Here is a 23,303-nt window from a genome sequence, read left to right as displayed (position 1 = left end):
TCCTGGCCAAACGTGATAAAAAGCTGCGGTCTTAACGGGGGCTCATATTTCTGGGCATCCTCGTCCTCTTCCTCATCGGAGACGTGAATGCGCCGCATCGCTTCTTTCCTGGTTGCCGCCCCGGTGGCGGGCGCCCTTGTCTTCAGCGCAGCACCGGTCTCGGCCGCCCCCACGGCGCCCGTCGCGGCCGCCGCGGTCGCCAAGTCGGCCGCCGACCCGTTCTCCACCTTCGACGTCAAGCTCACGGCGACCAAGAAGGCGAAGCGCGGCGGCAAGGTCCGTTACACGATCACGGCCGTCAACACCGGCCCGCACGAGGCGACCGCGGGCACCTGGTTCGTCGGCGGCCTCTTCCCCAAGGGCGTCGACCTGCGCAAGGTCACCTACCGGACCAGCGTCGACGACACGGCCTGCGAGCTGATCAAGCGTGACCTGTTCTGCGTCCTGCCGGCCACGGTGAAGAAGGGCGAGTCGGTCGCCATGGTCTTCGACGCCAGGCTGACGAAGACCGCGTCGGGCACGCAGAAGGCCGTCCTCGGGGTGGTCTCCTACAACGTCGAGACCGGCATGGAGAACCTCAGCAAGGAGGAGCTCGACCGGCTGGGCGTTCCCGGGTTCGGCTTCGTCAAGCAGGCCAAGACCACGGTCGTCCGCTGACGCCGTCCGGAGCAGACGCCCGCTTCCGCCTGGCCGGGAGCGGGCGTTCCCATGCCCGGCCCGTTCCCTGCCGGCCCCGCGCGCCGCGGCCGGTCACGCGAGGGCCGGGGTGGACGTGTGACGGGGCAGCGGGAGGCGTCCCGTCGCGGACGCCACCGCGGCCTCGGCCAGACCCGCGAGCTCCCTCCGGTCGGCCGCGCTCACCGGCGGCAGCACGGTGACCTCGACGACGAGCCGCCGCACCGCGAGCACCCTGAGCACGGAGGCGGCCAGCGTGTCGTCCCCGACGTACGCGGGAGCGGTGGTCCTCGGCCCGTCCGCCTCCCGGTAGGCGATGGCCACCGGCGTGACGCTGGCGCCCGCGTCGACGGCGGCCTGGAAGACCGCGGGTTTGAAGGTGCCGCTCCCCCTGCCGCACCACGTCGTCCCCTCCGGGAAGGCCGCGACGGTCTCGCCGGCCCGCAGCGTGTCGGCGATCCTGGCCACCGCGCCCGGCAGGTCGAGCAGCGAGTCGCGGGCGATGGGCAGCGCGCCCGACCCGGCGGCCAGACCGCCGACCACCGGCCACGCCGACACCTCGCTCTTGGCCACCAGCCTGCACGGCAGCGCGGCGGCGACCACCAGGGGGTCGAGCCAGGAGATGTGGTTGGCCACGACCAGCCGCGCCTCGGGGGCGTCACCCGTCTCCTGCGCCGGCCTCGTCCCAGGGCCGTCACCCGCCTGCCGTGCCGGCGCCGTCCCGGGGGCGCCACCCGCCTGCCGTGCCGGCGTCGCCTCGGCGGACGGCACGGCGCCGGCGAAGAACGCGAACCCCTGGCGCACCTCCACCCTGACGCCCAGCGCCCTGAGCAGGGCGCGCGACCACGCCAGCGTCACGCGCCGCCGTGCCGTACCCCTGACCAGGCGGGCGAGCGGCACGCCCACCAGGACGACCGCGATGACCGCCAGCCCGCGCAGCACCTGGCGCAGCACGCCCGCGGCCCGCATGGGCACGTCCACGCACCTGGCGGTCGTGCACGGGGACGTGGGGAACCACGGGCTCATGACGGCTCCCCGAGGAAGTGCCGCAGGTAGCGCTGGTCCACCCGGGCCATCGACAGCAGCACCAGGAAGTCGGCGCAGCCGAACGCCGGATCGTAGGCGGGCTCGCCGCAGATCCACGCGCCGAGCCGGAGGTAGCCGCGCAGCAGCGGCGGCATCACGAACGCCGGCGACCCCTCGCCGAGATCCGTCCACGGCAGCAGCGGCTTGACCCGGTACTCCTCGGGAGCCAGCGGCGCCCGCTCCATGATGTTCGCGGCGTCCCGCAGCGGCACCGAGCAGCAGCCGACCAGCCAGCCGTAGCCGCCCTCGGCCATGTAGCGGGAGATGCCCGCCCACATCAGCCCGATGACCGCACCCGCGCGATGGTCGGGATGCACGCAGGAACGCCCGACCTCGACCAGGTCGTCCCGCAGGTGGGCCAGGGCCGCCAGGTCGAACTCGGTGTCCGAGTAGAGGCGGTCCTTGCGCTTCGGCGGCAGCAGCCGGTAGGTGCCGACCACGTCGTCGCCCGAGCGGACGAGCAGGTGGTCGCAGTAGGCGTCGAAGGGGTCGACGTCCAACCCCGTGACGGGCGAGTCGAGCCGCGCGCCGAGCTCCTCGGCGAACACGCGGTAACGCAGGCGCTGGGCGGCCTGGAGATCGGCGGGCGTGCGGGCCAGTCCCACGGTGTAGCGGTGCATGAACCTATGAAGGCAGCTCATGATGGCCACACGCCCAAGGTCAGCCGTCCGAATGGTGAACCTCGATGCGGAGCACGGTACGGGTGCCAGTAGCGTGGCCTGATGTGGACCAGCGCACGCTCCTGATCACGCTCACCGGCCCCGACCGGCCCGGCGTCACCTCACGACTGTTCTCGGTGCTCGCGGGCTTCCCCGTGACCGTGGCCGACATCGAGCAGGTCGTCATCCGCGGCCGCCTCACCCTCGGCGTCCTCGTCGCCTACGTGGGAGGCCCGTCGACCGGCACGGGCGGCACCATCGGCGCCCTGTGGACGGCTGTCGAGCGGGTGGCCGAGGACCTCGGCATGGAGGTCGACCTCGCCACCGGCTCCAGGACCAAGGAGAAGCGCCGCCGCGGCCGCCTGTCGGTGAGCGTGCTCGGCGCCGCCCTGCCGCCGGCCGCGATCGGCGGCATCGCCGGGCGCATCGCCGCCGCCGGGGCGAACATCGACCGCATCGAGCGGCTCGCCCAGTGGCCCGTGACGTGCATCGAACTGTCGGTGTCCGGCGCCGACCCCGACGCGCTGCGGGTGGAGCTGGCCGCGGAGGCCGCCGCCCAGAAGGTCGACGTGGCCGTCCAGCGCACGGGGCTGTCCCGCAGGGCCAAGCGGCTGATCGTCATGGACGTCGACTCCACCCTCATCCAGGGCGAGGTCATCGAGCTGCTCGCGGCGCACGCGGGTTGCCTCGACGAGGTCGCGAAGGTCACCGAGGAGGCGATGCGCGGCGAGCTCGACTTCGCCGAGTCGCTGCGCCGCAGGGTCAAGCTGCTGGCCGGCCTGCCGGAGGAGACCTTCCGCAAGGTGCGCGAGGAGGTCGTGCTCACCCCCGGCGCCCGCACGCTGGTGCGGACCCTGAAGCGCCTCGACTACAGGTTCGCCATCGTCAGCGGTGGCTTCACGCAGATCACCGACGCCCTGGTGAGCGACCTCGGCATCGACTACTCCGCGGCCAACACGCTGGAGGTCGTCGACGGCAAGCTGACCGGCAGGGTGGTCGGCGAGATCGTCGACCGTCCCGGCAAGGCCCGCGCCCTGGAGCGGTTCGCCCGCGAGGCCGGGGTGCCGATCAGCCAGACCGTCGCCATCGGCGACGGCGCCAACGACCTCGACATGATGGGCGTCGCGGGCCTCGGCATCGCCTTCAACGCCAAGCCCGTCGTACGGCAGGCCGCCGACACCGCCGTCAACACGCCCTACCTCGACTCGATCCTCTACCTGCTGGGCATCTCCCGCGACGAGATCGAGGCCGCCGACGCCGAGGACCAGATCGCCCGCTGACGCTCTTCGACGGCCACGCCGCGGCTCCCGCTGACCTTCACCGGAGGTCAGCGGTCACCCGGTGACCGTCTCGCCGCCCGACGGATCGGCCACCCCGGCGCCGTCCGGCGGTCAAGTGCAGCGCGCCACCCGTCACCGGCAGGCGTCCGTGGCCAGGCGCAGCGCGTCCGCCGTGAGGGTCCGCAGCGCGGGATGCGCCGTGACCGCGTGGCGCAGCTGCCGCTTCACCGCCGTGTCGTCCGTGACGGACGCCTCCTCGATGAGCGCGTCCATCCGGGTGGCCAGCTCGGCGAGATTGACGTCCAGTTCGTCCGTCTCCAGCGGCGCCGTGTCGTGCCGTACGGCGTGCGCGACCGCCTCCATCCTGTCGGCCACGGCGTCGAGCACGGCGACGGTCGCGTCCGTCCCGTCGGGCGCGCCCCTCATGACGGCCCCCAGCAGGATCACGTCGTCGCGCAGCCTGCGCGCGTCGGTCAAGGCCTGCCGCAGCCGTTCGGGCGCCTGGCCGCCCGGCTCCTTGTCGACGGTGTCCAGGGACGCCTGCAGCCGGTCGGCCGCCTGACCGGCCGCTTCCGTGTGCTCGGACAGGTCCTCCAGGTCATGGCCGGCCAGCGCCCTGACCATGCGCGCGTGCTCCCGCAGCAGGTCGACCATCCGCTCCCTGAGCCTGCCCACCTCGCCCCTCGGCCACAGCAGCCTGGCCGCCAGCAGCGCGAGCACGCCCCCGCACACGGTGAGCAGCACCCTGATCCCGGCCGCGCCCCAGTCGAGCCGCGCCGAGAAGTCGGACAGCATGAGCGCCAGCGGCGTCGCGAAGACCGACCAGTAGGCGTAGCTGACCTCCCTCAGCGCGAACCCCACCGTCGCGAACGCCCACACGACCACCACCAGCGTCGCGTGCCCCGGCACGGCGGCCAGCAGCAGCGCGGCCATCGTGGAGCCGATCACCGTGCCGGCCACCCGCAACGTCACCCGGTCGATGGTGTCGCCGTAGGTGGGCCGCAGCGCCAGCAGCACCGTGAACACCAGCCACCTGCCGTAGGTCTCGTGCAGGCCCACCACGAGCGCCATCGAGACCGCCACCGCGATCCCCGACCTGGCCGCGTGCGCGGCGTCGTGGCCGGTCAGCGAGGGCGCCTGCCAGGTCAGGCGCGGTAGCGTGGCCGGCGCCCGCACCCCCTCACGCGCCTGCGCCGACAGCGACCGCACCGCCAGGCCGATACGGTCCATGCACCTGCGGACCTGACCCAGGATCGCCCGCTGGACGGGCGTCAACCTGTCGCGCACGGCCGTCACCCCTTCGGCGAAGCCGGCCACCGCCGCCAGCGCCTGCTTGCTGTCGAGCGTGACGTCATGCCCGCCGACCCCGCGCAGCGCCGTCGACAGCGCGACGACCGCCTCGTCCAGCTCCGGCGGCGTCGCCCCTGCCGCGACCGCCTGGGCGCGCAGCGAACGCAGGGCGACGCTCTCGTGGAAGATCCTGGTCAGCGACGAGACGAAGGCGTCAGGGGAGCGGTCGCTCTCCTCGGGGCTGTGGAAGGCGGCCGAGGCCGTCTCCGCCTCCTCCAGCGCGTCCGCCGCCCGCTGCCTGAGCCTCGCCCAGTCCTCCTCCCGCTCGTCGAACGCGTCCAGCAACCCGGCCATCGCCGTACACCCCGCGGCGAGCGCCTGCTTCAGCGGGTCGAGCCGGAGCAGCGGCCACGGCGCCAGCGTGATCGCGCAGTACAGGAGCCCGCCGAGCCCGGTCAGGAGCGCGGGGGCGAGACCCAGCGGCAGGCCGCTGTAGAAGCCGACCACCACGGCCAGCACCGGCGGCGTCCCGATCGCCTTCCATTGCGCGCCCGCCGCGGCGGCCAGCCCGACGCCGAACACCGCGGCCCACGGGTACCCGGCCAGGAAGATGCCGAACCAGAAGGCCACGACGAGCAGCGGCACCGTGCCGAACAGGCTCTTGGCGCGCTCGCCGTACGGCTTGCCGTACGAGTCGCCGAAGGCGGTCAGGTAGGCGCCGAGGGCGACGACCGCGCCCTCACGCGGCCGCCCGGCCAGCGCGCCGACCGCCAGCGGGAGCGCGACGGCCACGCCGCACAGCAGGCCGTACCGCCACGGGGGCTTGGCCGGCAGCGACAGGAACCCGTCGCGCAGCGCGGTGATCGCCCCCCGCATCCGCTCCCCCGGTTCAGTGCTCCTTGGGATCCCAGTGCGTGACCAGGCGTCCCTCCCCAGGCCAGAGGTCTACCCACGAGGACTCGACCTCGACCACGGCGAACGCGCCAGGCTTGAACGTGAAGTCGCCGCCGGTCAGCGTGAGCGCCATCTCGTGCACGGCCGGGTTGTGCCCGCACAGCACCAGCGTCTCGACGTCCGGGTCGAGGCGGCGGATCAGCTCGTAGAGGTCCTCGGAGTCGGCCTCGTAGATGTCACGCTCGAAGCTGATCTCCAGCGTGGGGAAGGCCAGCTCGGCGGTCCTGCTGGTACGGAGGGCCGGAGAGCACAGGACCAGCTCGGCGGCCAGGCCGAGCGCCTTGATGGCCTCGCCCGCCTTGACGGCGTCACGCTCACCCCTGTCCGTGAGAGGACGCTCACGATCGGCCAGACCGGCGATGTGGGCGGCTTTGGCGTGCCGCAGCACGATCAGTGTGCGCACGTGCTCAGCCACCGTTCGACGCCCACACGGCCAGACCGGCGATGAGGGCGAGAATCGCCATCATGGCGAGCAAGATGATCACCAGCGTCTTCGCGCCGGAGTTGGCAGGCTCTCCCATGCCTCCAGTCTTCCACCTGCGGCGGCCGCCCCGGTAAGCGCACCGGGCCCCGAATCTGGCCCGACCTCGACCACTCTCCAGCGGCTTCGACCACCGACCGGCCGCTCCCGACGGCTTCCACCACGGCCGGTTCCACGGCTTCCGCCAAACCGACCACTGCCGCGACCTCTCCGACCCGCCACCACGGGCTGCTTCCACCACCCGGCCACCATCCGGGGCCGGCGCCACACGCCGCTCACGGCTTCGGCCGCGGTTTCACCCGGGCACGCGTACGGCCCGCGCCGAAGCCGGACGCGGGCCGTACGAGCGGAACGGATCAGGAACTGACGGTCTGCGGCTTCTTCTCGCTGGTCTCCGCCGGCGCGATGCTCACCGAGCGGCGCTTGGAGACGACGATCGCCGACACCACGACCACCAGCGCGACCACGGTGACGCCGACGCGGACGGCGACGTTGTCGGCGTAGACCACCACGGCGGGTGCGATCAGCAGCGCCACCAGGTTCATCACCTTGATCAGCGGGTTGATCGCGGGACCGGCCGTGTCCTTGAACGGGTCACCGACCGTGTCGCCGATGACGGTCGCGGCGTGGGCCTCGGAGCCCTTGCCGCCGTGGTGACCGTCCTCGACCAGCTTCTTGGCGTTGTCCCAGGCGCCACCCGAGTTGGCGAGGAAGACCGCCATCAGGGTGCCGCAGGCGATGGCGCCGGCCAGGTACGCGCCCAGTGGGGCGTACCCGAGCGCGAAGCCCACCGCGATCGGCGTCATGACGGCCAGCAGGCCGGGCGTGGCCAGCTCGCGCAGCGAGTCGCGGGTGCAGATGTCGACCACGCGGCCGTACTCGGGCTTGACGCTGCCGTCCATGATGCCCGGGTTGTTGCGGAACTGGTCGCGCACCTCGAACACCACGCGCATCGCCGCCCTGCCGACCGCCATGATCGCCAGACCGGAGAACAGGAACACGACCGCGGCGCCGATCACCAGGCCGACCAGGACGTTCGGCTGGTCGATGCCGAGGTTGAAGGCCTGGAACGCGCCGAGCGCGCTCTTCACCGAGTCGGTGGCGGCGGCCAGCTCCGCCTCCACCGAGGTGCGGAACGCGCCGAACAGCGCGGTCGCCGCCAGCACGGCCGTGGCGATCGCGATGCCCTTGGTGATGGCCTTGGTGGTGTTGCCGACCGCGTCGAGGCTGGTCAGGACGCGCGCGCCGTCGCCGTCGACGTCGCCGGACATCTCGGCGATGCCCTGCGCGTTGTCGGAGACGGGGCCGAAGGTGTCCATGGACACGATGACGCCGACCGTGGTCAGCAGGCCGGTGCCGGCCAGCGCGACCGCGAACAGCGCGATCGTCACGTTCCCGAAGCCCAGCAGGAACGCGCCGTAGACGGCGCCGCCGATGATGAGCGCCGAGTAGACCGCCGACTCGAGGCCGACGCTGATGCCCGACAGGATGACGGTGGCGGGGCCGGTGAGCGAGCTTTCGCCGATCTCCTTCACCGGGCGCCGGTTGGTCTCGGTGAAGTAGCCGGTGAGGATCTGGATGGCGCTGGCCAGCACGAGACCGATCAGCACGGCGCCGATCGCGATGACGCGCGGGTCGGCGGTGGACTGCACCGTCGCGCCCGACAGCTCGCCGAAGCTGGCCGGCAGGTACCAGTACGCCGCGGCCGAGACCAGTACCGCCGAGATCGCGGCGGAGATGAAGAAGCTGCGGTTGATGGCCGCCATGCCGTTGCGGTCCTTGTCGCGCAGGCGGGTGACGAAGATGCCGATGATGGCGGTGACGACACCGATCATCGGCACGATGAGCGGGAAGATCAGACCCTGCTCACCGAAGGCCACCTTGCCCAGGATGAGGCTGGCCACCAGCATGACCGCGTAGGACTCGAACAGGTCGGCCGCCATGCCCGCGCAGTCGCCGACGTTGTCGCCCACGTTGTCGGCGATCGTCGCCGCGTTGCGCGGGTCGTCCTCGGGGATGCCCTGCTCGACCTTGCCGACCAGGTCGGCGCCGACGTCGGCGGCCTTGGTGAAGATGCCGCCGCCGACACGCATGAACATCGCCAGCAGCGCCGCGCCGAAGCCGAAGCCCTCCAGCACGCCCGGCGCGTCGCCCTGGTAGATCAGCACGACGACCGCCGCGCCCAGCAGGCCGAGACCGACGGTGAACATGCCCGCCACACCGCCGGTGCGGAAGGCGATGCGCATCGCCTTCTTCTCGCCCGACGTCCGGGCCGCGGCCGCCACACGCACGTTTCCGCGTACGGCAAGCCACATGCCCATGAAACCGGTCAGCGCCGAGAACCCGGCGCCGACCACGAAGAAGATGGAACGCCCGACCTTCACGTCCGTCGTCCCTGGCAGGAACCACAACAGGATCGGGATCAGGACCACGAAGATCGCGAGCGTTCTGAACTGGCGGGTCAGATAAGCCGCCGCGCCCTCCTGCACGGCACGCGCGATGTTCTGCATGCGCTCGGTGCCCTGGTCGGCGGCCAGGACCTCGCGTACCAGGCCGCCGGCTACGGCGAGCGCGACCAGGGCCACGGCTGCGACCACGACGACGATGGTGAGATTGTTTCCGCTCAGGGACAGCGCTGAGGCTGGCTCGGCGGCCAGATAGAGCCTAGACATCCGTTCTCCTCGGCAAGACGGGTACGTCCTGCCCGGACGGCGCTGTGATATGCGGCGGGCCTGTCAGCGGCGTCCGGGTTATGGGCTGCCGCTTCCGGTTGAGTCCCGCTGATGCGCCGGATCACCTTGGCCGGTGCCGGGAGTCTACGCACGGGTTCCGCGGATATGAAGGCTCTCGGGGTCGTCAAATTTCGGTGCCTCCACTGAGTCCCTGACAGTGAGGCGGTTTGGTATTGACAGTGAAGATTTTCCGGTGGGTTACGGGCGTCACAGGAGCTATTTATGGCTGGACCGGAATAGGGGTTACCTGCTGTGGTAACTGGCCGTACCGGTGCGGGGCGGAAATCGGCGTGACCTGCCGGGCCTGACCGCGTCACGGCGCCCGGCCCCGCGCGCTGGAGCGGCGTCTCCCTGGAGGGACGCCCGCCCCGCGGCCCGGGTGGGGCTGGGGCGGCTTGCCGTACGGGAGGGTCGTCTGCGCCCGCCTGCCGTGCGCCCTGACCGCCGCCTGTGGGCGGCGCGTCCCACGCGCGCCCTGGCACCTATGGAAACGGCTCGCCGTCATCGGCACCTGGGGGCGTTCCTGCGGCCCCTGCCCGGCCATGGGGAGTCCTGGAGACGAGCCTCCGGGCACACGGGAGGAGAGACCCTTGACCGCAGCCCCTCCGCCGCGCCTGGCGTCCCGGCAGGCGCCTTCAACCACGGGAAGAAGGCGCCCGGCGGGGCGGGTCCTGACTCAGGGCGACGCCCCGGGGATCCCGCCCTCACGCGAGAGAGACGCGACGCTTCGAGGAACGCCTGCTGCCGTTCCGCTCTCCGGGGGCCGGCGCGGGGTCAGACCATGCGCGCGTTGGTGGGTGCGGGCCAGCTCATCCGGATGCGCATGCCCTTGGGGCTCGGGAACACCTCCACGTCGTCGGCCAGGCCCGCGATCACCGCGATGCCGAAGCCCGACATGAAGGAATCGGACAGCGACCCGAGATCGACAGGCTGCTCCTGCTTGATCTCGTCGCTCGGAGCCTGGTCGCTGACCGTGACCTCGAAGCGCCCGGAGTCGTCCTTGAGCTCGATGCGGATCGGCTCCCCCGGGCAGTGGGCGCGATGCGCCTCCACGGCCCGGGAACAAGCCTCACCGACGGCGAGCCTGACCTCGTCAAGGAGCGACTCCTCCACGCCGGTCCGACGCGCGATCGCCGTGGCGACCAGCCGCGCGGTCCGCACGTGCGCGGGAAGAGCGCTGAACGTCAGCTCGACGGTTGCCATGACTACTTGTCTCGGCCGTGAGCTTCCTTGGCCTCGTCGACCGAAGCGTAGATGCCGAAGACCTTCGTCAGGCCGGTGATCCTGAAGATCTTCAGGATGCGCTCCTGCGTGCACACCAGCTCGAGGGAGCCGTCGTGCGCCCGCACCCGCTTGAGCCCGCCGACCAGGACGCCCAGACCGGTCGAGTCGAGGAAGTCGACCTTCTCCATGTTCACGAGAAGGTGGTAGCTCCCCTTGTTCACCAGGTCGATCAGGAGCTCACGCAGCCTGGGCGCGGTGTAGACATCGATCTCACCCTCGACCTCAACGATGGTGAGTCGGTCGTCCTGGTGGTGATCCAACTTCAGATCCACAGATCCTCCAGCGCCTCGCCTGCGAAAGTACCCTTGCGGGCCTGGCAGTGTGGAACTGCCCGACCCCGACGCGCGGCATTCAACCACGGTCGCTGCTTGTGTCTATACGAAATCACGATTCCCGGCCACTTTGCCCATGGATGTCAGACTGGAAACCAGTGAGTTCCTCCGCTTCCTCCCCACACCGAGTCGGTCCACTCCTCCACCACCTGCTCGGCGTTCCCGCACGCCATGAGCGAGTCACCCATGTGGAGCACGTTCCCGCACGTCAAGCCGGTAATGTTCGCTGGCCGGAGTGGGTCCATGACCTTCTGATTACGCGCTTGGCGAACCAGGGGATCTCCGGGCTCTGGACGCACCAACACGAGGCGGCCGACCTGGCGAGGCGTGGCCGAAACGTGATCATCTCCACAGGCACGGCGTCGGGCAAGTCGCTCGCCTACCTCGCTCCGGCGGTCACGGCCGCCCTCGAAGGCGGCACGATCCTCTACCTCACCCCGACCAAGGCTCTCGCCGCCGACCAGCTGCGCAGCCTCAGGGAGCTGCGGATCGCCCAGCTGCGGGCGGCGACCTTCGACGGCGACACGCCGTTCGAGGAGCGCGCATGGGTGCGGCAATACGCCAACTATGTCCTGACTAATCCCGACATGCTGCACCGCGCCCTGCTCCCCCAGCACGCGCGCTGGTCATCGTTCTTCCGGCGGCTGCGGATGGTCGTGGTGGACGAATGCCACGGCTACCGCGGGGTCTTCGGCTCCCACGTGGCGCAGATCCTGCGCCGGCTGCGCAGGGTGTGTTCCAGGTACGGCGCGACGCCGGTCTTCATGCTGGCCTCCGCGACGGCCAGCGAGCCCGCGGCGTTCGGGACGCGGCTGACGGGGCTTGAGATGGACGAGGTGACCTCCGACGCCTCGCCCAAGGGTGCGACCACCTTCGCGCTGTGGGAGCCGCCCCTGACCGAACTGCGGGGCGAGGGAGGCGCGCCGGTACGGCGTACGGCCGGCGCCGAGACGGCCGACCTGCTCGCCGACCTGGTACTGGCCGAGGTACGCACGCTCGCCTTCGTCAGGTCACGGCGCGGCGCGGAGACGGTGGCGTTGACGGCTCGGGCCCGCCTGTCCGACGTCGCCTTCAGCACCCCCCGCCACTTCCCGCACACCTTCCCCACCTCCGCCTCGCCGATCGACTCCCCCTCCCTGATCGACCCCACCTCTCCGATCAGCCCCGCCGCACCGACCGACCTCACCTTTCCGATCGGCCCCGCCCCTTCGACCAGCCCCGTCCCTCCGATCGACCCCACCTCTCCGATCGACCCCACCTCTCTGACCGGCCCCGCCTCCCCGACCGACCCCACCCCTTTGACCGGCCCCACGCCGTCCGCCGCCGCGACCGGCGCCGATCCCGCCGGCGCCCCACCCCGCGCCGCCGGCCCGCGCTCGACGACGCATGCCGTCCCCCAACCGACGCCCGCAGGCGACCTCCGCCCGCAACACCCGGCACCCTCAGGCGACCTCCACCCGCAACACCCAACGCCCTCAGGCGACTCCCACCCGCAGCGCCTGACGCCCGAGCCCGCACACGCCCCCAGCCGCCGGCACCCCGCACCCCCGCGTCCGGACGATCTCGACCCACAGCACCCCACAGCCCCGCATCCGGGTGACGGCGACCTTCGAGACCCCGCAGCCCCGGATGAAGCGGATCCGGCGGCCCCGCAGCGGGCGCTCGCCGACCTCCCTGACCGGGTCGCCGCCTACCGGGCCGGCTACCTGTCCGAGGACCGCAGGATCATCGAGAAGGCCCTGCGCAGCGGCGAACTCCTCGGCCTGGCCACCACCAACGCCCTCGAGCTCGGCGTCGACGTCTCCGGCCTCGACGCCGTCCTCATCGCGGGCTGGCCGGGCACCAGGGCCTCCCTCTGGCAGCAGGCGGGCCGGGCAGGACGCGCCGGCCAGGACGCGCTCGCCGTCCTCATCGCCCGCGACGACCCGCTCGACACCTACCTCGTCCACCACCCCGAGGCGCTGTTCGGCCGCCCGGTGGAGGCGATCGTGCTCGACCCCGACAACCCCTACGTGCTCGGCCCGCACCTGTGCGCCGCCGCCGCCGAGATCCCGCTCACCGACGAGGACCTGCCGCTCTTCGGCCCGACCGCCGAACGGCTGGCGGCGGACCTCGTCGAGCAGGGCCTGCTCCGCCGGCGCCCCGCCGGATATTTCTGGACCCGCCGCGAACGCGCCACCGACCTGGCCGACATCCGCGGCTCGGGCGGCGCGCCCGTCCAGGTCGTCGAGTCGTCCACGGGTCGCCTGCTCGGCACCGTCGACGAGCCCTCCGCGCACACCACCGTCCACACCGGCGCCGTCTACCTGCACCAGGGCGAGACCTTCCTCGTCGAACAACTCGACCTGGAGGCGGGCGTCGCCCTGGTGTCGTCCGCCGAGCCCGAGTACAGCACGTTCGCCCGCGACGTCACGGACATCTCCGTCCTGTCCACCCTCCGCTCCCATGACCTCGGTACGGCATGCCTGAACTTCGGCGAGGTCGAGGTCACCCGGCAGGTCGTCTCCTACCTCAAACGGCGGCTCCAGACCGGCGAGATGCTCGGCGACGAACCGCTCGACCTGCCGCCGCGCACGCTGCGCACCCGCGCCGTCTGGTGGACGCTTCCCGCCTCCCAGGTCGCCCCACTGGCCGAGGCGGGCATCGACCTCGGCGGCGCGGCCCACGCGGCCGAACACGCCTCGATCGGACTGCTCCCCCTCTTCGCCACCTGCGACCGCTGGGACATCGGCGGCGTCTCCACCGAGCTCCACGCCGACACGGGCATGCTGACGGTGTTCGTGTACGACGGGCACGAGGGCGGCGCCGGGTTCGCCGAACGCGGCTACTCCCGCGCCGTCGACTGGCTCACCGCGACGCGCGAGGCGATCGCGTCGTGTGAGTGCGAGCGGGGGTGCCCGTCGTGCATCCAGTCACCCAAGTGCGGCAACGGCAACGAGCCTCTCGACAAGGCCGGCGCCATCCGCCTCCTCGACACCCTCCTCACCACCGACACCCACGCCTGACCGGATACTTCTGACGGGCCCGCTCGCCAAGAGAACACTCCCTTGACAGGCCCGTTCGCCACGGGAGACGCCAGGAACCGCTCGACACCGCCCGCTAACCTCGGGAACCGTCCGGCTCGACTCAGACCCGCCAGGCGCGACACTTACCCGTCCCGCGCGACGCTGACCTGCCCGGTGCTGACCCGCCCAGCGCGACACGGCCTGCGCCGCAACCCGAGACGCGGGCCGTACCCCGGTGGATCAGCTGTCGCCGCCCAGGTGGCGGCGTCCGATGTAGGCGGCCTCGTCGTCGTCCGCCGCCCAGAAGTCGCCCGCGCCCGGCTGCGGACGCTCCCAGAACCCGCTGTCCTCCATGGAACGCGGCGCCGGGGGCAGGTAGTCGTCCCAGCGGTCCTCGATCCGGGCCGCGGCGGGCCGTACCGGGGGGATGTCGGATCCGGGCGTCACCGTCGTCACCGCCGAGCTGGGCAGGGCGAGCCGGATCGGCTCCGGCCGTACCGGAGGATCGGCGGCCGTGGCCTCCTCCGCGCTCATGTACATCGGCAGCCGCGGCCCCGCGCTGTCCGGCGCCGGCTGCTCGGGGACGTGCGGCTGCGGCTTGCGGGTCTTGGCCACCGCGAGCACGACGGCGGGACGGCGCGGCGCGGCGGCGGTCGGCGGGATGCTGTCGCCGGGCTGGGGACCGTCGGCCGGTGCGGGGGCCGGCGCCGCGACGGGCCCGCCGCCCGCGGAAGCGAGCGCCCGCCTGCGCGCCCACGCGCCGCCGTGTGCCGCGAGCAGCAGGAGGAGCAGCCCACCGGCCACGTAGATGCCGTACTGTCCGATGTTGCCGATCGGCGACTCCGACGACTGCGCCTTGACGGTGGTGTCGACGGCCTGCGCCGCGGTGTCCTTCGCGGTCGCGGCCTCGTCGTCGGCCGGCACCAGCGGCTCTTCATCGGACTTCTTCTTGGTCTCGGGCTTGGCGGCGGGCAGCTTGTACTCGCCCTTGGTGTCGGTCTCGGTGGCGGGCAGCGCGGGCATCCTGCTCACCGTCTTCGGCACGTTCTGCCGTGGTTTGGTTGTCGGCGTCACGCGCTTCTTCGACGGGATGGACGGGAGCGACTGTTCGGTCTTGCGCGTGTTCTTGGCCTGCTGGTTGCCGCTGGTCTGCGGCTGGGCCTGCTTGGTCTGCGCCGCCTTCGGCTGGGCCGGCGGTGGGGGCGCGGGAACCGTGACGTAGGCCGTGTTCGAGTTGCCAGAGCCGAGCATCCCGCCCTCGCCGTCGCTCCTGTAGGCCTTGACCATGAAGCCGACCTGCTGCCCGGCCGCCTTGCCCGGTACGGCCAGCGTCGCCTTGCACGCGCCGCCCGAGCACGCGCTGTCGGCCGACACCTTGCCCACCGAACCCGACTGGCTGGTGAAGATCTCGTAGGACTGGAGGTCGGCCTCGGATCCCTTGCTCCACGTCACCACGATCTTGTCGTCACCCGACATCGTGGCGGCCACCCCCGACGGAGGATCGGCGGGGATCGCCTGCCGCAGCGTGGCGGTGTTCTCGTCCCACTTGGAGCCGAGCAGCTTACCCTTCTGGACCAGCCTGATCTGGTAGCTCCCGTTGGCGTGCTCGGCGGGGTTCCAGGTGTAGGTCACCCGCTGGTTGCCCTTGGCGACCTCGGTGCCGTCGACGTAGAGGACGGCGTCGAAGGCCAGGTCGACGGTGCCCTGGATGGTGACCGGCGCGCTGGTCGTCACCCGCGACGGCATGTCGATATCCGCACGGGCCTGCGCCGGCGTCGCCACACCGAACACCGCGGCACCGATCACGACCGGCATCACCACGCCTGCGGCCATCAGCCTGCGAACTGCCGTCACGACGCTTCCCCTTCATCGAGAGCCTCGCACCGCCCGACCCCTCGCCCCCGACGAGCGACCAAACGGCGACCGGAAGTGCCAGTTCCTCGAATCCGCACCCGTCAGCCTCGACGGTGTCGTGCAGCCTAGCGACAAAGGTCCGGAGGATTACAGACCTCAACACCAGACGGCATGGACCGAAGTAAGCGCGACCTTATGTGAGAATTCGCTCTCTTGGACACGCCGTCCAAGAAGTCGTGATTCGATTGCGACATTGCCTCTCTGGCCCCTTCCGCCCCTTCGCTTCCCCCGAGCCGGCCTTAACCTCCAAATCCCCTGCTCGGGCACCTCCTGCGCCGATTTCCGGCACAACCCGCCCGACGTCGCCTTGCCGGCATATCGATCTTCGCGGTCGCGCCACGACTACCCGCCGGCCGCCGCCGATCGCCTCGCCGTACGCGGTCGGCCGCCCATACGGAGAAAAGTCGATGACGACAGGATCGGCCCCATCGGCGAAAAGCGCATTGCCCCGACAAGTCCCCATTAATGATCTGTTTTGGCGCGTCCACTGACCGCCTCATCGCCGCCAACCACGCCGTACGGCAAGCGGCTCACCCGCCGCTTCCCCCTCTCACGGCACCCGGTCGGCCACCGCCCACGGATGCGCGCGCCGTCCCAGAGACAACGGCTTGAGCATGCCGCGCGACGCCTCGTGGCGCCTCGTGGCGACGGTTCCTGGCGGCGCGGCGACCGGAGCGGCGGCCACGCGAGCCCATTGAGGTGGGATGCGATTGTCAGGCCGGGATCAGGCAGGCCCCGGATCAGACAGGCCCGGGGTCAGACAGGCCCGGGGTCAGACAGGCCCGGGGTCAGACAGACCCTGGGTGGGGCCGTCAGGCTCTGAGGTAGGCGAGGACGGCGAGCACCCGACGGTGCTGGGCGTCGTCAGGCGGCAGGCCGAGCTTGGTGAAGACATTGCCGATGTGCTTCTCCACCGTGCTGGCGGAGACCACCAGCCGCTCGGCGATGGCCGTGTTGGAATGCCCCTCAGCCATCAGCGCAAGGAGCTGCCGTTCACGTGCGGTCAGCGTCCCCAGGGCGTTGTCCCGGCGCTGCCCGGCCAGCAACTGCGCGACGACCTGCGGGTCGAGCACCGTCGCACCCCCGGCGACCCGATCCAGCGCATCCAGGAACTCCCCGACCCTGGCGACCCGGTTCTTCAGCAGGTACCCGACCGCACCGGAGCCGTCCGCGAGCAGTTCGCCGGCGTAGGACGCCTCCACATACTGGCTGAGCACCAGCATGGGCGCGCCGGGCACCTGCGAGCGGGCCGTGATCGCCGCCCGCAAGCCCTCGTCCGTGTATGTCGGCGGCATCCGCACATCGACGATCGACACGTCCGGGCGGTGTCTGAGCACCGCCTCGACCATGGCCGGGCCGTCACCGACCGCGGCCACCACCTGGTGACCGTCCTCGGCGAGCAACCGGACCAGGCCCTCGCGCAGCAGTACCGCGTCGTCGGCCAGGACGATCCGCAGCGGACGGCGGGCCGGGCGGTCCGATGATGGTTCGGGCGCCGCTTCGTGCGGGTTCAGCAGCACGGCAGCTCCCCGGTGATCGTCGTCGGCCCGCCGTAGGGACTCGTTACCCGCAGCCGGCCGCCTACCGCGTGCAGCCGGTCCTCCAGCCCGCGCAGCCCGTGTCCCTTGGCCAGCGCGGCGCCGCCCACGCCGTTGTCCGTCACCCAGACCCGCAAGGTTCCCTCACCATGGCGCAACCCGATCGCACCCCGGTCGGCGTGGCTGTGCTTGGCCACGTTGGTCAGGGCCTCGGCGATCACGAAGTACGCGGCGGTCTCGACGGCGGCCTCCAGCCGGCGGTTCAGGGGATCGGCATCGAGCTCGACGGGGACGGTCGAACGCGCGGCCAGGGCGGTGAGCGCCGCGTGCAGGCCGCGATCGGCGAGGATCGGCGGGGCGATGCCACGTGACAGGGCCCGTAGCTCGTCCAGCGCCTCCTCGGTCTGGACGATCGCGTCGGCGAGCGCCGCGCGGACGGCCTCCGGCCTGCTGTCGAAGTGGTGCTGAGCGCGGCCCAGTTCCATCGCCAGGCGGACCAGCCGCTGCTGGGGCCCGTCGTGGATGTCGCGTTCGAGCCGACGCAGCGCGGTCGCCTCGGCCGTCACCGCGGCGACGGTCTGCGCGCGGGCGGTATCCCGCTCCTGCTCCAGTCCGCTGATCCTGCGGTGCAACGCGGACGCGTCAGTCAGCAGCGTCTGCCCCAGTCCGGCGTGGGCGGCGACGCACGCCCGGGTGACCAGCGGCAGGGTGAACAGCAGCAGCAGGCCGACCGCGGTCCCGAAGGCGAGCCGCTCGGTCGGCGACGTCAGCCCCAGGCTCAAGGCGATGTGGGACTGGGCGCTGCCCACGGTCAGGGTCATGGGCCGCATCAGCTCAACGGAGGAATAGGGACTGCGCAGGGCGGACGTGCCGGCACCGAGGCCGACGAACCACCACAGCACCGTCACCACCGAGGTGACCAGGGCGACAGGGAGCACCACCACCGCGTGCGCCACGCCGAGCCACAGCCCCGCCGCGTCCGGACGCCGCCCACGGCCCGCACCCCCCACTTTCCCGGACCACAGCCCCGCCGCGTCCGGACCCTGCCCACGGCCCGCACCCTCCACCTTCCCGGACCACAACCCCGCCGCATCCGGACCCCGCCCACGGCCCGCACCCTCCACGCCCAGCCGCAGCCCGGCCGGCGCGCCGGGTCGCGGCCGGCGCGCACCCTCCACCCCGGCGGCCAGGGAACGCACCTTGGCGATCCGCCACCGTTCCACGTCGGCGAACCACCGCACCGGCGCCAACCCGCCGGCCACGACCGGCGACCCGCCCGGCAACAGCGAACCGACCGCGCCGACACACAGACCGACGAGCACCAGCAGCAGGCCGGTCACGGCGGTCACCGGCGCGGTGAGCAGGTACAGCGACTCCACGATCGTGCGACGCACCACACGGAAGACCAACCTGACGCCCGACCGCCACCGACGCCAGATCGCGGAGGGGAACGACCCGGTCATGGGCCAAGCCTAATCCGGAGCCTCTCTGATCATTTCGGAGGAGAGCTCGGCCCTGATCGCGAGCGCACCGAGGAGGCCTGTTCCCGCACCGCCGCGGCCAGGCGGTGTGGAGCGCTCTGGGGTCGCCGGAACTCAGCGCACGGTCGCCGGTGGAGACAACCCTCCAACCCTCCCTTTTCGAGAGATGGGGGCAGGCCACACCTTCAAGTGTCCGGCGAACCCCCATGACCAGGCGACCGCCGGTGCGGAATGGTGATCGGAGTGACAACAGCAACCCACCAGCGCGCACGAACGACCTCGAACACGACCTGCTCACCGCCGACGCCGTAACCGCCTCATGGCGTCGGCCCTCCTGGTACGGCCGGACCACCGCGCCCTCGCCGCCGACCCCCTCGCCCTTCCGGCGATCAGGTCCTCGAGCCTGGAGCGGGTCACGTGACTGAGCCGGTCCAGCGGCGCTGCGGCAGCACCGCGCTTCGAACATCCCGGCCACGGGACCCTGCCGCACCACCCCCCTCAACCGGCGATCCTCCAGGTCGGCGCGCCGTCCACACACTCGATCGAACCGAAGGAATCCCCTTGCGCAGTCCCACAGCCCCGTCGCGATCCACAGGTCTCTCCGGTCGCGCACTCGCCACGCTCGTCGCCCTCGCCATGGCCCTCGCCGCCGCCTTCGTCATCGCCCCGCGCACGCTGGCGGCGAGCGGGGCGGGCGGCGGCTTCGCCGATCAGCGCAGCCTCATCGAAGCCCTCCGTGAGGCGTTCGTCGGCTATTGGGGTTCCGGCGACCGGGGTTTCTCCCCGGGCCTGCAGAGCGTTGTCGATTACTGGTTCCGTTACCACGTGGCCAAGGCCGCGATCGCTGCGATCTTGCTGATCGTGCTGGTCGTACTGGGTGTTCGTCTCTGGAAGGCGTTCCTGAGGGCCGGCGGTCTCGGGGCGGGGAGGAGGTCCGCCCTCGCGTCGGCCGGCTCTGTCGTCGCGATGCTCGCGCTGTTCTCGCTGGTGATGGTCATGGCCAACGTCCAGGGTGCAGTAGCGCCCTTCGCCTCGCTGTTGCCGATGCTGGTGGTCGGCAAAGCCGACGGAGAGCTCGCCGACACGCTTGACCAGGTCAAGCAGCGACTGGCCGACTCCCTGAGCGCGGGTGGCCAAACCCCGCCCACCCTCGAGGTGATGATCAGCGACTTCGGTCTGTATCACGTGGCGATGGTCGTGATTGCTGCGATCGTGGCGATCGTCCTCATCGGCATGAGCGTGGTGTCGTGGATTACGAGAACAGGGTCGTCCGACAGGCGAACGAGGCGCGTGTTGGGGTCGTTCGGTGTTCTCTCGGCGTTGTTGTCGCTGCCCATGATCGTCGTCGCTGTGGCGAACACGACCACCTCAGCGGACCCGGCTCCGGCACTCCTGGACTTCTTCAAGGGTGGCTGGTGAGGCACCTCATGGGAGACCGGCTTCACGCACTCCAGCGAGAACACCTCTGAATACCAGTGAGCGCCAGGGGACCAGCCGGCCTCGGGCAGGAGTGCGGGTGTGGAGGCTTGCTGGTCGTCCGGGGGCGCGCTCATGTCGCCCCTCCACAGGACACGAGCACCCCTCCACAGCATGGCTGAGCAACCCTCCTCACCCTCCCGCGGACGTCTCCTGGCGCTCCCGTTGGCCCCTCCCGTCGCTCCTGTGCACCCTTCCCGGCGACTCGCGTTCGCCACCTTGCACTCGGACACGGCCCTCCTCGCCTCTCCAGCGCACGTCTCCCGGCGCTCCCGTTGCACCCCTTCCGGCGACTCGCGTTCGTCCCGTTGCATTTCGGTGCAGCCCTCCTTGCCCGAGCGCACGTCTTGCGGCGCTCGCGTCCACTTCTCGTGGCGTTCCCGTGCCTTTCGGGCCGCCACCACGGGACTACGCGACGACCCGAACGTGGCGGGGAGGGACTGCACTGACGTGACGCGAAACCCCCGGCCTACCCGACCTCGTGTCTTGCGACGCGGCCCCACCGGCCCACCCCACCTTGCGCCCGGCGCGTACGTGGACCCGCCGGCCCACCCGGCTTCGAACCGCTTCTCTTGTGCTGCCTTGGATGGGCACAAAGTTGTACGCCGCGTTGGGCCCGCGGAAGGAGGCAGTCCCACGTCCAAGCCGAAATGATCGAGCCATGACAGTCGCCCTCTTGCTGACCCTCGCCGCCCTGGCGATCGTCGACAGCACGAGCTTCGGCACCCTCGGCATCCCCGTGTTTCTGCTGCTGTCCTCGCAGCGGTCGCAGGTTTCCCGGCTGATGATCTATCTCGCCACTGTGGCGATCTTCTACTTCCTCGTTGGCGTCGGCCTCATGTTGGGCCTGTCGACGCTGCTGGAGTCCTTCGGGGATGTGCTGCGCAGCCGTACCGCCTACATGATCCAGCTCGCCCTCGGAGTGGGACTGTTCGCGCTGAGCTACCGGTTCGACCCCAAGCGGCGGCGGAAGCTCGGCAAGCCAGAGCACCGCTTCGAGCCGCGCATCGGCGGGCCGCGCGTGATGGTGATGCTCGGGCTGACCGCAGGGCTGCTCGAGGTGGCGACCATGGTGCCGTATCTCGCGGCCATCGGGATCATGACGACGTCGAAACTGCCGGTGGCGCAGTGGGTGCCGCTGCTCGCGGTGTACGTCCTCATCATGATCATGCCGCCGCTGGTGCTCATCGCGGTCCGCAGCGTCGCGAAGGGGTGGCTGGAGCCCAAGCTGGAACGGCTGCGCGCCTGGATGGCCAAGCACGCGGCCTCGGCGGTCAGCTGGAGCCTCGCCATCGTCGGTTTCCTCCTGGCTCGTGATGCGGCGGTGTTCTTGTTCTTCCGCTGATCTCCGGACACGCCTCTTGGCCGGATGGAGGGCGTGCTCCCCACGTATCCGCAGCACTGTCCGGCCGCAATCCCCCGGCGACACGCGCAGGCGATTGCCCCCGTGTCCGGGAGCGCCCGATGGCGTATCCAGAAAGGCGCTGTGGCGCTGTGCCCGCATGTCCCGAGGCCGTGCGGGCGGACAGGCCGGGCCTCTCGGCAGCCAGCCCGGTTCTGGAGCCACTGGGCGAGTGCGAGCCTGCTTCACGGACCGTGGAGGGTCAGGATCCTGGCGCTACGGCGGCCGGCATGGTGGCCATGGGCAGGCGATTACGGGATCGAGCCTGGCTTTGGCTGAGGAACTTACGAGATCAAGTGTCACTGCGGCTGAGGAACTTACGAGATCGAGCGTCGCTGTGGCTGAAGGCTTACGGGTTGGAGCGTGGGGGCTACCGGGGATGTGATGGATCGAGCGTGGTGGATGCCGGGCCGGCGCGGGCACGAGCGTGAACGGTGCGTTCGCCGACTCCCGGGAGGGAGAGTTCGACCGAGACCGTCACATCGGCCGTGGTCTCGGTGAGCGCGCAGCGGACGAGCCCGGCGCCGTTCTGCGCCGCCAGCCGAGACGCGCGTTCACAAGCCTTCTCGGGTGAGGCGAACGCCCATCTGGCGGCCGCGAGAGCGCTCAGGTCCGCGGCGCTCTGGGCGCGGTGATGGGCGACTCGCACCGTCCCCACCAGGACAAAGGTCATCGCGACCGTGAACAGCAGAGCCGACAGGGCCACACACCACAGCGTGGCTGATCCTCTCTCTCGTGAGGCGCTGGATCGCCGTGTGCGGCTGAGTGTCGGCTGTTCGAGAGCAGGAGGCGACGCCGCGCGTCGTGGTCCAGTCATGGTGGCTCCTGAAGTGGTGGGGGTGCGGTGTGGCTCGCGGCTGGAGGCAGCCGTGGCGCGTCGTCGAGGCCGAGTGCCGCCTTTGTTCCGTCATGGGGCGTCGTCAGAACTGGGTGGGAGCTGGTTCTCGTCTTGAGGGGTGGCCAGGGGCGCGTGGCGCCGCCTTCTGTCACGGGGCACCGTCATGGCCAGGTGATGCCCGGGGTTCGGTCATCGGGCATGGTCGGTCAAGGTCGGCGCCGACAGGGCTGGGTGCGCCGGAGTTCCGCCATGAGACGTGTGCAGGGTCGCGTCGCGCGGAGTCCGCCATGAGACGTGATCAGGGTCGCATCGCGCGGAGTCCGCTATGAGACGTGATCAGGGGTGCGTAGCGCCGGATTCCGCAGGCGTGGTCAGGACTGCATGGGTGAAGGTTCGTCGCGAGGGGCATCCAGGCTGCGTGGCGCCGGAGTCGGTCATGAGGGGTGGTCAGGGCTGGGCGGCGCCGGGCTCCATGTCTGAGATGGCTGAGGCCGTTACCTCTACGGCCGGCAGAGCCGAGGCCCATGGAGGGTGGGCGCAGGCGGTGATGTCGACGCGGGTGGTCTCGGGTCCTCTGGCGATGTCGACCTGGGCGCCCGGGGGAGCGAGGGCCTTGGTTCGTTCGCGCACCTGGGCGAGGGGTTCGCCGCGGGCGGCGGCTCGGGCGCCTGCACGCGCGGCGTCGACGCAGCGCAGGTGGGTGTTCACCACGGTGATGGCCCATAGAGCCGCGGCCAGGACGACCATGAGGGCAGGCAGTACGGCAGCGGTCTCCGCCGTCACGGAGCCTCGGGAACGCTCCGTTGGTCGGTTGCGCCTGGTGCGCTGGTGGGCGGTCGGCAACGAGTGCATCGGCGGGCTCCACTCCTGGTGTGT

General features: G+C 71.2%; 17 protein-coding genes. 5 read left to right on the top strand and 12 right to left on the bottom strand.

Annotated elements, in window-relative coordinates; translation table 11 throughout:
• Positions 1 to 87 precede the first annotated feature (87 nt).
• A complete protein-coding gene (locus ACWENQ_RS24305) occupies positions 88 to 657 on the top strand; it encodes a hypothetical protein (RefSeq protein ID WP_449915358.1) in 570 nt (189 codons plus the stop codon).
• A gap of 93 nt (positions 658 to 750) precedes the next feature.
• Here the strand turns inward: ACWENQ_RS24305 and ACWENQ_RS24300 are convergent, their stop codons facing one another.
• Together ACWENQ_RS24300 and ACWENQ_RS24295 are read right to left on the bottom strand one after the other, a co-directional pair.
• A complete protein-coding gene (locus tag ACWENQ_RS24300; RefSeq protein WP_452416302.1) occupies positions 751 to 1,701 on the bottom strand; it encodes a lysophospholipid acyltransferase family protein in 951 nt (316 codons plus the stop codon).
• The gene (locus ACWENQ_RS24295) at positions 1,698 to 2,381 is read right to left on the bottom strand and encodes a GNAT family N-acetyltransferase (protein ID WP_452416301.1); all 684 of its coding nucleotides are present in this window, start codon (positions 2,379 to 2,381) and stop codon (positions 1,698 to 1,700) included. The genes ACWENQ_RS24300 and ACWENQ_RS24295 overlap by 4 nt, the downstream gene beginning before the upstream one ends.
• Positions 2,382 to 2,485: 104 nt before the next feature.
• Between ACWENQ_RS24295 and serB the strand changes: the two genes are divergently transcribed.
• Entirely contained in the window at positions 2,486 to 3,700 is a 1,215-nt protein-coding gene (serB, locus tag ACWENQ_RS24290; protein ID WP_449915367.1) for a phosphoserine phosphatase SerB, read from the top strand.
• A 132-nt stretch (positions 3,701 to 3,832) separates the two neighbouring features.
• Here the strand turns inward: serB and ACWENQ_RS24285 are convergent, their stop codons facing one another.
• From ACWENQ_RS24285 to ACWENQ_RS24265, 5 genes are all read right to left on the bottom strand, one after another.
• A complete protein-coding gene (locus ACWENQ_RS24285; protein ID WP_452416300.1) occupies positions 3,833 to 5,866 on the bottom strand; it encodes an FUSC family protein in 2,034 nt (677 codons plus the stop codon).
• 13 nt (positions 5,867 to 5,879) lie between these two features.
• Positions 5,880 to 6,347, bottom strand: a complete 468-nt coding sequence (locus ACWENQ_RS24280; RefSeq protein WP_452416299.1) for a SixA phosphatase family protein — start codon at positions 6,345 to 6,347, stop codon at positions 5,880 to 5,882.
• 434 nt (positions 6,348 to 6,781) lie between these two features.
• Positions 6,782 to 9,097, bottom strand: a complete 2,316-nt coding sequence (locus tag ACWENQ_RS24275) for a sodium-translocating pyrophosphatase (protein ID WP_452416297.1) — start codon at positions 9,095 to 9,097, stop codon at positions 6,782 to 6,784.
• A gap of 834 nt (positions 9,098 to 9,931) precedes the next feature.
• Positions 9,932 to 10,360, bottom strand: coding sequence for an ATP-binding protein (locus ACWENQ_RS24270; RefSeq protein ID WP_449915373.1), 429 nt, complete (start codon positions 10,358 to 10,360; stop codon positions 9,932 to 9,934).
• Positions 10,361 to 10,362: 2 nt separating this feature from the next.
• Entirely contained in the window at positions 10,363 to 10,713 is a 351-nt protein-coding gene (locus tag ACWENQ_RS24265) for an STAS domain-containing protein (RefSeq protein ID WP_183652283.1), read from the bottom strand.
• A 398-nt stretch (positions 10,714 to 11,111) separates the two neighbouring features.
• Here ACWENQ_RS24265 and ACWENQ_RS24260 point away from each other — a divergent pair, with 398 nt between their 5' ends.
• Complete coding sequence (locus ACWENQ_RS24260; RefSeq protein WP_452416295.1) at positions 11,112 to 13,778, top strand: DEAD/DEAH box helicase; 2,667 nt, start codon at positions 11,112 to 11,114, stop codon at positions 13,776 to 13,778.
• Positions 13,779 to 14,018: 240 nt separating this feature from the next.
• Here ACWENQ_RS24260 and ACWENQ_RS24255 read toward each other — a convergent pair whose 3' ends face one another.
• The 3 genes from ACWENQ_RS24255 to ACWENQ_RS24245 all read right to left on the bottom strand — a co-directional run bounded on the left by ACWENQ_RS24255 (position 14,019) and on the right by ACWENQ_RS24245 (position 18,693).
• A complete protein-coding gene (locus tag ACWENQ_RS24255; RefSeq protein WP_452416294.1) occupies positions 14,019 to 15,632 on the bottom strand; it encodes a hypothetical protein in 1,614 nt (537 codons plus the stop codon).
• An 872-nt stretch (positions 15,633 to 16,504) separates the two neighbouring features.
• A complete protein-coding gene (locus ACWENQ_RS24250) occupies positions 16,505 to 17,149 on the bottom strand; it encodes a LuxR C-terminal-related transcriptional regulator (protein WP_449916177.1) in 645 nt (214 codons plus the stop codon).
• A 53-nt stretch (positions 17,150 to 17,202) separates the two neighbouring features.
• Positions 17,203 to 18,693 (bottom strand): sensor histidine kinase, encoded by a 1,491-nt coding sequence (locus ACWENQ_RS24245; RefSeq protein ID WP_452416293.1) that lies wholly within the window; start codon positions 18,691 to 18,693, stop codon positions 17,203 to 17,205.
• A 654-nt stretch (positions 18,694 to 19,347) separates the two neighbouring features.
• Between ACWENQ_RS24245 and ACWENQ_RS24240 the strand changes: the two genes are divergently transcribed.
• Complete coding sequence (locus ACWENQ_RS24240) at positions 19,348 to 20,130, top strand: hypothetical protein (RefSeq protein WP_452416291.1); 783 nt, start codon at positions 19,348 to 19,350, stop codon at positions 20,128 to 20,130.
• A gap of 718 nt (positions 20,131 to 20,848) precedes the next feature.
• The gene (locus tag ACWENQ_RS24235) at positions 20,849 to 21,532 is read left to right on the top strand and encodes a GAP family protein (protein WP_449915384.1); all 684 of its coding nucleotides are present in this window, start codon (positions 20,849 to 20,851) and stop codon (positions 21,530 to 21,532) included.
• Between the two features lie 427 nt (positions 21,533 to 21,959).
• On the opposite strand, the gene ACWENQ_RS24230 is transcribed toward ACWENQ_RS24235, so the two are convergent.
• Positions 21,960 to 22,406: an Rv3654c family TadE-like protein gene (locus tag ACWENQ_RS24230; RefSeq protein ID WP_452416290.1), complete on the bottom strand. Its 447-nt coding sequence runs from the start codon at positions 22,404 to 22,406 to the stop codon at positions 21,960 to 21,962.
• Between the two features lie 468 nt (positions 22,407 to 22,874).
• On the bottom strand, positions 22,875 to 23,279 hold the full coding sequence (locus tag ACWENQ_RS24225; RefSeq protein WP_452416289.1) for a TadE family type IV pilus minor pilin: 405 nt from the start codon (positions 23,277 to 23,279) through the stop codon (positions 22,875 to 22,877).
• Between the last annotated feature and the right edge of the window lie 24 nt (positions 23,280 to 23,303).

The sequence above is a fragment of the Nonomuraea sp. NPDC004354 genome (genome assembly GCF_053602555.1).
This window is presented reverse-complemented; position numbering and strand designations above follow the sequence as displayed.

Bases quoted from the DNA above. Each gene is read 5' to 3' on its own strand.
- ACWENQ_RS24305 (WP_449915358.1), top strand. From the start codon at position 88: ATGCGCCGCATCGCTTCTTTCCTGGTTGCCGCCCCGGTGGCGGGCGCC.
- ACWENQ_RS24300 (WP_452416302.1), bottom strand. From the start codon at position 1,701: ATGAGCCCGTGGTTCCCCACGTCCCCGTGCACGACCGCCAGGTGCGTG.
- ACWENQ_RS24295 (WP_452416301.1), bottom strand. From the start codon at position 2,381: ATGCACCGCTACACCGTGGGACTGGCCCGCACGCCCGCCGATCTCCAG.
- ACWENQ_RS24285 (WP_452416300.1), bottom strand. From the start codon at position 5,866: ATGCGGGGGGCGATCACCGCGCTGCGCGACGGGTTCCTGTCGCTGCCG.
- ACWENQ_RS24275 (WP_452416297.1), bottom strand. From the start codon at position 9,097: ATGTCTAGGCTCTATCTGGCCGCCGAGCCAGCCTCAGCGCTGTCCCTG.
- ACWENQ_RS24270 (WP_449915373.1), bottom strand. From the start codon at position 10,360: ATGGCAACCGTCGAGCTGACGTTCAGCGCTCTTCCCGCGCACGTGCGG.
- ACWENQ_RS24245 (WP_452416293.1), bottom strand. From the start codon at position 18,693: ATGACCGGGTCGTTCCCCTCCGCGATCTGGCGTCGGTGGCGGTCGGGC.
- ACWENQ_RS24240 (WP_452416291.1), top strand. From the start codon at position 19,348: ATGGCCCTCGCCGCCGCCTTCGTCATCGCCCCGCGCACGCTGGCGGCG.
- ACWENQ_RS24235 (WP_449915384.1), top strand. From the start codon at position 20,849: ATGACAGTCGCCCTCTTGCTGACCCTCGCCGCCCTGGCGATCGTCGAC.
- ACWENQ_RS24230 (WP_452416290.1), bottom strand. From the start codon at position 22,406: ATGACTGGACCACGACGCGCGGCGTCGCCTCCTGCTCTCGAACAGCCG.
- ACWENQ_RS24225 (WP_452416289.1), bottom strand. From the start codon at position 23,279: ATGCACTCGTTGCCGACCGCCCACCAGCGCACCAGGCGCAACCGACCA.